The 6,555-nt window shown below is 63.9% G+C and carries 9 protein-coding genes; 6 read left to right on the forward strand and 3 right to left on the reverse strand.

Features of this window, described 5'->3' with window-relative positions:
• Window positions 1-131: 131 nt before the first annotated feature.
• On the forward strand, window positions 132-806 hold the full coding sequence (locus H928_RS0107280; protein ID WP_021025904.1) for a phytanoyl-CoA dioxygenase family protein: 675 nt from the start codon (window positions 132-134) through the stop codon (window positions 804-806).
• A 54-nt stretch (window positions 807-860) separates the two neighbouring features.
• On the opposite strand, the gene kdgR is transcribed toward H928_RS0107280, so the two are convergent.
• Both kdgR and kduD read right to left on the reverse strand, forming a co-directional pair.
• A complete protein-coding gene (gene kdgR, locus H928_RS26630) occupies window positions 861-1,712 on the reverse strand; it encodes a DNA-binding transcriptional regulator KdgR (RefSeq protein ID WP_021025905.1) in 852 nt (283 codons plus the stop codon).
• 41 nt (window positions 1,713-1,753) lie between these two features.
• Window positions 1,754-2,581, reverse strand: coding sequence for a 2-dehydro-3-deoxy-D-gluconate 5-dehydrogenase KduD (gene kduD / locus H928_RS0107290; protein ID WP_021025906.1), 828 nt, complete (start codon window positions 2,579-2,581; stop codon window positions 1,754-1,756).
• Between the two features lie 256 nt (window positions 2,582-2,837).
• On the opposite strand from kduD, the gene kdgT reads away from it, so the two are divergent.
• The 3 genes from kdgT (at window position 2,838) to H928_RS0107305 (ending at window position 5,658) form a co-directional block, all read left to right on the forward strand.
• Window positions 2,838-3,869 carry a 2-keto-3-deoxygluconate transporter gene (gene kdgT, locus H928_RS0107295; protein WP_021025907.1) on the forward strand — a complete coding sequence of 344 codons (1,032 nt, stop codon included), beginning with the start codon at window positions 2,838-2,840 and terminating at the stop codon, window positions 3,867-3,869.
• 84 nt (window positions 3,870-3,953) lie between these two features.
• On the forward strand, window positions 3,954-4,715 hold the full coding sequence (locus tag H928_RS0107300; RefSeq protein WP_021025908.1) for an SDR family oxidoreductase: 762 nt from the start codon (window positions 3,954-3,956) through the stop codon (window positions 4,713-4,715).
• A gap of 97 nt (window positions 4,716-4,812) precedes the next feature.
• Window positions 4,813-5,658, forward strand: a complete 846-nt coding sequence (locus H928_RS0107305) for an ureidoglycolate lyase (RefSeq protein ID WP_021025909.1) — start codon at window positions 4,813-4,815, stop codon at window positions 5,656-5,658.
• On the opposite strand, the gene H928_RS31430 is transcribed toward H928_RS0107305, so the two are convergent.
• Window positions 5,648-5,848, reverse strand: coding sequence for a hypothetical protein (locus H928_RS31430; RefSeq protein WP_148293081.1), 201 nt, complete (start codon window positions 5,846-5,848; stop codon window positions 5,648-5,650). The two genes, H928_RS0107305 and H928_RS31430, sit on opposite strands and share 11 nt — an antisense overlap.
• Here H928_RS31430 and H928_RS0107310 point away from each other — a divergent pair.
• Window positions 5,847-6,158: a hypothetical protein gene (locus H928_RS0107310; protein WP_021025910.1), complete on the forward strand. Its 312-nt coding sequence runs from the start codon at window positions 5,847-5,849 to the stop codon at window positions 6,156-6,158. The two genes, H928_RS31430 and H928_RS0107310, sit on opposite strands and share 2 nt — an antisense overlap.
• A 114-nt stretch (window positions 6,159-6,272) precedes the next feature.
• Window positions 6,273-6,555 (forward strand): P1 family peptidase (locus H928_RS26635; RefSeq protein WP_239644900.1); only part of this gene is annotated, 283 nt, incomplete at its 3' end.

Consider the following 6,555-nt stretch of genomic DNA (forward strand, 5'->3'; position numbering starts at 1 on the left):
ATCTAGCAGCCGTCACCAGCCACCACTGCCATGCAGGCTGCTGATCTACGCCGGTCTCCCTACCGCCGCTGGCTATACTGCCCGTTGCACCTCATCCGCCCTCACCCCAACCGCAGCTTGAAAGGCAAACCATGGGCCCGCGCGAACAGCTCCAGCACAACGGCTATGCGCTGCTGCGCCAGGCCATTCCGGCCGACTGGCTGCCAGGTTTGCGCGAGGCCTTTGATGCGGGTATCACCAGCCACTGGCCCGTGCCCCGGGGCTGGGATTGGCGCCATGCACTGGTCGATGACAACCCCCAGATACTCGCCGTGTGCCAGCTGCCGCAGCTATTGGCCGCAGCGGGCGTGCTGATTGGCGAGCGCTTTTTTCTGTCGCAAGTGGAAGGGCGCGAGCCCATTGGAGGCGGCGGCTACCAGCGCCTGCACCGCGATCTGTCCAACCAGCGCCCGGGCGATACCGTGGGCGCGCTGGCGTTTTTGGATGACTTTGGGCCGGACAATGGCGCTACCCGCTTGATTCCGGCCAGCCACCGCCCCAACGCCGAAGAAGCGGCGCGCGGCGAGCATGACGAATCGCAGGCGATTCAGATCTCTGGCCAGGCCGGCGATATTCTGGTGTTCGATGTCGACTTGCTGCATGCCGCCAGCCTCAACCCCAGCGGCGCGCACCGCCGCAGCCTGTTGATCAACTATGCCGCCGAGGGGCTGTACGACGCGTACCAGCAAACGGCTGCGCTGCGCCAGGTACGCATGGATACCAGCGCGCGCTATGCGCCTGGCGATTTTGTGCTGGCATCTGCCTGATGCCAGCTTGATACCCGCTTGGTGCCCGGCTGAACCCAAGCAGCGCGAGCCGCGTTACAGCGGCGCGTCTCCCGTGCTGATCGGCTCGCCTTCTGCATCTTTCGCATCTTTGGCAATGTGCGGCGCATGCCAGCCCATCTTTTGCGAGATCGCCGCACTGGCGGTTTTCAGCAAGCTGCGGTAGTAGTGCGGCGTATCGGCGCCGCAGCGCATGACCGGAAAGGACACCGACAGCGCGGCAATCACATGGCCAAAGCGGTCAAACACGGGCACCGCAATGCAGCGTAGGCCGGGTTCGGCCTCCTCGTCGTCTTCGGCCACCTCCTGCGCACGCACACGGGGCAGGATGTCCATCACGGCATCGACAGAGCTCAGGGTGCGGGGCGTGAACAGCTTGAGCGGCTGCGACGACAGCAACTCGCGCGCCTGCTCGGCCGGCATAAAGGCCAGCAGCACCTTGCCAATGGCGGTGCTGTGCAAGGGCTTGCGCCGGCCAATGCGTGACTGCATGCGCAGCCCAAAATCCGATTCGATCTTGTGGATGTAGATGATCGCGTCCTCATCGAGCGCGCCCAGGTGGATGGTCTCCCGGGTGAGCGCGCCCAGGCGCCGCATTTCCTCATCGGCCTCGCGCACCAGGTCGGTGTTCTCCAGCGCCTTGCCGCCCAGCTCAAACAGCCGCAAGGTGGCACGGTACAGCTCGGACTCGCCATCCTGCGCCACATAGCCCAGGGCCTTCAAGGTTTGCAGCAGCCGGTGCACGGAGGACTTGGACAGCGCCAGCTGCTGGGCCAGCGCGGTCACGCTGACATCGCGCTGGTTGCCCAGGCATTCCAGAATGGCAAAGGCTTTCTCCACCGCGGCGACGGTGTCGGTCTTGTCCATGGCTGCGGGGCTCTCGCTCATCGGTCCGTCCTTCTGTGTTGGGCTGTGGTGGATGGCCTCGATTATCGGGCCAGCCAGCCGCCATCGACAGCCAGGGTATGGCCATGCACATAGTCGGCCGCGCTGGAGGCCAAAAATACCGCCGCACCACCCAGGTCCGCAGGCTGCCCCCAGCGGCCCGCGGGGATGCGCTGCAGGATCTCGCCGGCTCGGCCTGCGTCCTGGCGCAGCGCCTCGGTGTTGTTGGTCTCGATATAGCCGGGCGCGATCGCATTCACATTGATGCCCTTGCCGGCCCATTCATTGGCCATCAGCCGGGTCAAACCCAGCACGCCGCTCTTGGCTGCGGTGTATGACGGCACACGCACCCCTCCCTGGAACGACAGCAGCGATGCGATATGGATGATCTTGCCGCCACGCCACTGCGCACCTTGCTGCGCGGCACAGTCCAGCATATGGCGCGCCACAGCCTGCGATAGAAAGAACAGGCTTTTGAGGTTGGTGTTCATCACCGCATCCCAGTCCTCTTCGCTGAAGTCCAAGGCATCCGCTCGGCGAATGATGCCGGCATTGTTCACCAGGATATCGACCTGCCCGCAGGCCGCCAGCACCTGGGCCAGCACATCGCCTATGGCCGCCGTGTCAGACAGATCTGCCTGTATCGGCACAAATCTGCGCCCCAGCGCCTGCACCTGCGCAGCCGTCTGGCGGGCATCGCTGCGGTTGAGTCCGACGATATCGGCCCCCGCCTGCGCCAGCGCCACCGCAATGCCCGCGCCAATGCCGGTATTGCAGCCGGTCACCAGCGCTACCTGCCCCTGCAGATCAAAAGGGTGGCGGGGGCTGGCTGGGGCAGCGACAGGCGCTGGGGCAAGGGATGAATCGGACATGGCTGGTGAATGCAATGGGTACAAAAGCGGCCAGCCAAAACGCGGGCTGACCGAGAGATATGGCAACCATTGGAACACATTCTTAATTTTCCAGAACACTGTTCCGTAAATTTTTATGAATGACAAAAGACAAAGGGTTTACCAGCTATTTTTCCATTTTGAATTTATGGAACACTGTCCCGGTTGCCTCGGTAGTCATCGGACAACACCTCTACAAGCGATAACAAATTCATCACCAAAGTGTGAGGAGCGAGACATGGAAATCCAGAAAATCATTGAGCGTGTGCCCGGCGGGCTCATGCTGATCCCCCTGCTGCTGGGCGCCTGCGTGCACACCTTTGCACCGGATGCCGGCAAGTACTTTGGCTCGTTCACCAACGGGCTGATGACCGGCACCGTGCCCATCCTGGCGGTCTGGTTCTTTTGCATGGGGGCGACGATCAACCTCAAGGCAACAGGCATCGTGCTCAAAAAATCCGGAACCTTGGTGCTGACCAAAATTCTGGTGGCCTGGATCGTTGCCATGGTGGCCACGCGTTTTCTGCCCGCAGGCGGTATCCAGACAGGGCTGTTCACCGGCCTGTCGGTACTGGCCTTGGTCACCGCGATGGACATGACCAATGGCGGCCTCTATGCCGCGCTGATGCAGCAGTACGGCACGCAAGAGGAAGCAGGCGCCTTTGTACTCACCTCCATCGAGTCGGGCCCGCTGGTCAGCATGCTGATCCTGGGCGCCACCGGCGTGGCGGTGTTTGAGCCGCGCTTGTTTGCCGGCGCGGTGCTTCCGTTTCTGATCGGCTTTGCACTGGGCAACCTGGATGCCAACCTGCGCGAGTTCTTTGGCCGCTGCGTGCATCCGCTGATTCCGTTCTTCGGCTTTGCGCTGGGCTGCTCGATTGACCTGGGCGTCATCGCCAAGAGCGGCTTTACCGGCGTCTTTGTCGGCGTGGCCGTGATCATCGTCACCGGCATTCCGCTGATCCTGGCGGACAAGTTCATCGGCGGTGGCAATGGCACGGCCGGGCTGGCCGCCTCATCCACGGCCGGTGCTGCCGTCGCCAATCCGCAAATCATCGGCACCATGGTGCCCGAGCTCAAGTCCATGGCCGATTCGGCCACGGCCATCACCGCTACGGCCTGCCTGTTGACCGCCATCCTGGTGCCCATCCTCACGGCCATGTGGGCACGCAAGTATGGCCGCCGCCCACAGGCAACAGCAACATCCCCCAGCCCGGCGACCAGTGCCTCCGGCAGCCCGCCCAAGCTGGCCCAGGACGGGCACTTCTAAACCCGCAGCGCTTTCCCCCCACCCGGCTGCGCTGACCTGCGGCGCAGCCGGGCCTGTTGATAGTTGATGAATAGGACTGACTCCATGACCCATTCTTCCGTCTCCACCGGCCGCCTGGCAGGCAAGGTGGCCCTGGTGACCGCAGCGGCGCAAGGCATTGGCCGCGCCAGCGCCGAGCGCCTGGCAGCCGAAGGCGCCCGCGTGATTGCCACCGATTTGCATATCGGCCCGCTGGCAGGCTCGGGGCTCGATGCGCGCCAGCTCGATGTGCGCGACAGCGCCCAGATCCAGACACTGGCCGAAGTGCTCGGCCCCATCGACATCCTCTTTAACTGCGCGGGCTTTGTGCATGCCGGCAGCGTGCTCGAATGCAGCGAAGAGGACTGGGACTTTGCCTTTGACCTCAATGTCAAAGCCATGTACCGCAGCATCCGCGCCTTTTTGCCGGGCATGCTGCAGCGCGGCCGGGGCAGCATCATCAATATGTCCTCGGCCGCCTCCAGCATCAAGGGCGTGCCCAACCGCTTTGCCTACAGTGCGTCGAAGGCAGCCGTCATCGGCATGACCAAGTCCATCGCTGCCGATTACTGCACCCGGGGCGTGCGCTGCAATGCCATCTGCCCGGGCACCGTCGATTCGCCATCGCTTGGCCAGCGCATCGCCACCCAGGCAGCGCACGATGGCCTCTCGGTGGACGCCGTGCGCGCCGCCTTTGTGGCCCGCCAGCCGATGGGCCGCGTCGGCAAGCCGGAAGAGATTGCCGCGCTGGTGGCCTATCTGGCCTCGGACGAGGCAGCCTTTACCACGGGCCAGGCCCATGTGATTGATGGCGGCTGGTCCAACTAAAGCCCGCCAGCCCCCACTTTTACCGCTGCGCGACAGCATCCCTAGCTGCAGGCACCTAGACTGGCGCCTGCATGCAATTTGATCCATTGGAGATGACATGAAATTACTGCGTTACGGCCCGGTGGGCCAGGAAAAGCCCGGCCTGCTCGACAGCAGCAACACCCTGCGCGACCTCTCCGGCGTGCTCGGCGATATCGAAGGCGCGCACCTGGGCGACGCCGCGCTGGCCCGCCTGCGTGCGATCGATCCGGCCACGCTGCCAGCGGTGCCTGGCCAGCCCCGCATCGGCCCTTGCGTGGCGCGTGTGGGCAAGTTCATCTGCATCGGCCTCAACTACGCCGACCATGCCGCTGAATCGGGCGCCGCCATCCCCACCGAGCCGGTGATCTTCAACAAATGGACCAGCGCCATCTGCGGCCCCAACGATGCGGTTGAAATTCCCCGCGGATCCACCAAGACCGACTGGGAGGTCGAGCTGGGCGTGGTCATCGGCAAGGCCGCCAAGTACATCACCGAAGCGCAGGCGCTGGAGCATGTAGCCGGCTACTGCGTGGTCAATGATGTGTCCGAGCGCGAATGGCAGATCGAGCGCGGCGGTACCTGGGACAAGGGCAAGGGCTTTGACACCTTTGGCCCCATTGGCCCCTGGCTGGTGACGCGCGATGAAGTGCCGGACCCACAAAACCTGTCGATGTGGCTGGAGGGGGATGGCAAGCGTTTTCAAAACGGCAACACCAAGACGATGATCTTCACGGTCGCGCAGATCGTCGCCTATGTCAGCCAGTGCATGAGCCTGCAGCCGGGCGACATCATCTCGACCGGCACGCCTCCCGGCGTGGGCCTGGGCATCAAGCCCAACCCTGTCTACCTGAAAGCCGGCCAGACGATGCGTTTGGGTATTGAAGGCTTAGGCGAGCAGCAGCAAACCACCGTCAACGCCTGATGACACGTAGCACCCGGCGCCAGCGCGGCAACGGGTGCTTACAGGTGGAAAAATCGTAGCTGCCATCGCCATAGATTTCAACCATCAAAACAGCCGCAACAGCTGATGTACAAAGCAACCATTGCTCATCTTTTGATACAGGATTTTCCGCTAAGCTGCCAGCATCCACCACAACTCCAACCCCTGCCATGAACCGTTTGTTGACCCCTTTGCTCACTGCGCTGGCACTGTCCTGCCTGGCCGATGCCAGCTGGGCCCACGGTGGCGGCCACCGCCACCACCACCGCAAGGAACACAAGGAGCAGTTCTGGGACGGCAACTGCCAGGTCGAGCGCAAGTGGAAGCGCAATGGCGAATACAAGGAAAAGCGCCGCTGCCATGACCGCCCGGCCGCCTATTACGCACCCGCGCCGCAGCCCGCCTACGCAGCCCCGGTGCTGGTGGCGCCTCGCACCCCCGATGCGATTGTCATCAGCCCGCAGATCGTCATCCGCCCCTGACCGGCAGGCACTCGCACCTCCATCGCACCCTCTCTTCGGGCTGTCAGACACCTGTTTGAGAGCCCGCTGCTTTTGCCTGCACAGCAACAAGCCCAGTTGGCCCACAATCGGGCCATGTCCTCCTCCCTCCTCCCCATGGCTCCGGCCGGCTCCATCACCTTGGTGCAAGGCATCGAAGTGGGCCACTTCACAGACTCGCGCCGTCCCACCGGCTGCACGGCCATCCTGGCCAAGGCCGGGGCGGTGGGCGGCGTTGATGTGCGCGGCGCCGCACCCGGCACGCGCGAAACCGACTTGCTCCACCCCACCAACCTGGTCGAGCGCGTGCACGCCATCATGCTGGCGGGCGGCAGCGCCTGGGGCCTCGATGCCGCCAGCGGCGCCATGCGCTGGCTGG

The organism is Comamonas sp. B-9, from assembly GCF_000410635.1.
Lineage (GTDB): Bacteria > Pseudomonadota > Gammaproteobacteria > Burkholderiales > Burkholderiaceae_C > Comamonas.

Bases quoted from the DNA above. Each gene is read 5' to 3' on its own strand.
- H928_RS0107280 (WP_021025904.1), top strand. From the start codon at position 132: ATGGGCCCGCGCGAACAGCTCCAGCACAACGGCTATGCGCTGCTGCGC.
- kdgR (WP_021025905.1), bottom strand. From the start codon at position 1,712: ATGAGCGAGAGCCCCGCAGCCATGGACAAGACCGACACCGTCGCCGCG.
- kduD (WP_021025906.1), bottom strand. From the start codon at position 2,581: ATGTCCGATTCATCCCTTGCCCCAGCGCCTGTCGCTGCCCCAGCCAGC.
- kdgT (WP_021025907.1), top strand. From the start codon at position 2,838: ATGGAAATCCAGAAAATCATTGAGCGTGTGCCCGGCGGGCTCATGCTG.
- H928_RS0107300 (WP_021025908.1), top strand. From the start codon at position 3,954: ATGACCCATTCTTCCGTCTCCACCGGCCGCCTGGCAGGCAAGGTGGCC.
- H928_RS0107305 (WP_021025909.1), top strand. From the start codon at position 4,813: ATGAAATTACTGCGTTACGGCCCGGTGGGCCAGGAAAAGCCCGGCCTG.
- H928_RS0107310 (WP_021025910.1), top strand. From the start codon at position 5,847: ATGAACCGTTTGTTGACCCCTTTGCTCACTGCGCTGGCACTGTCCTGC.
- H928_RS31430 (WP_148293081.1), bottom strand. From the start codon at position 5,848: ATGGCAGGGGTTGGAGTTGTGGTGGATGCTGGCAGCTTAGCGGAAAAT.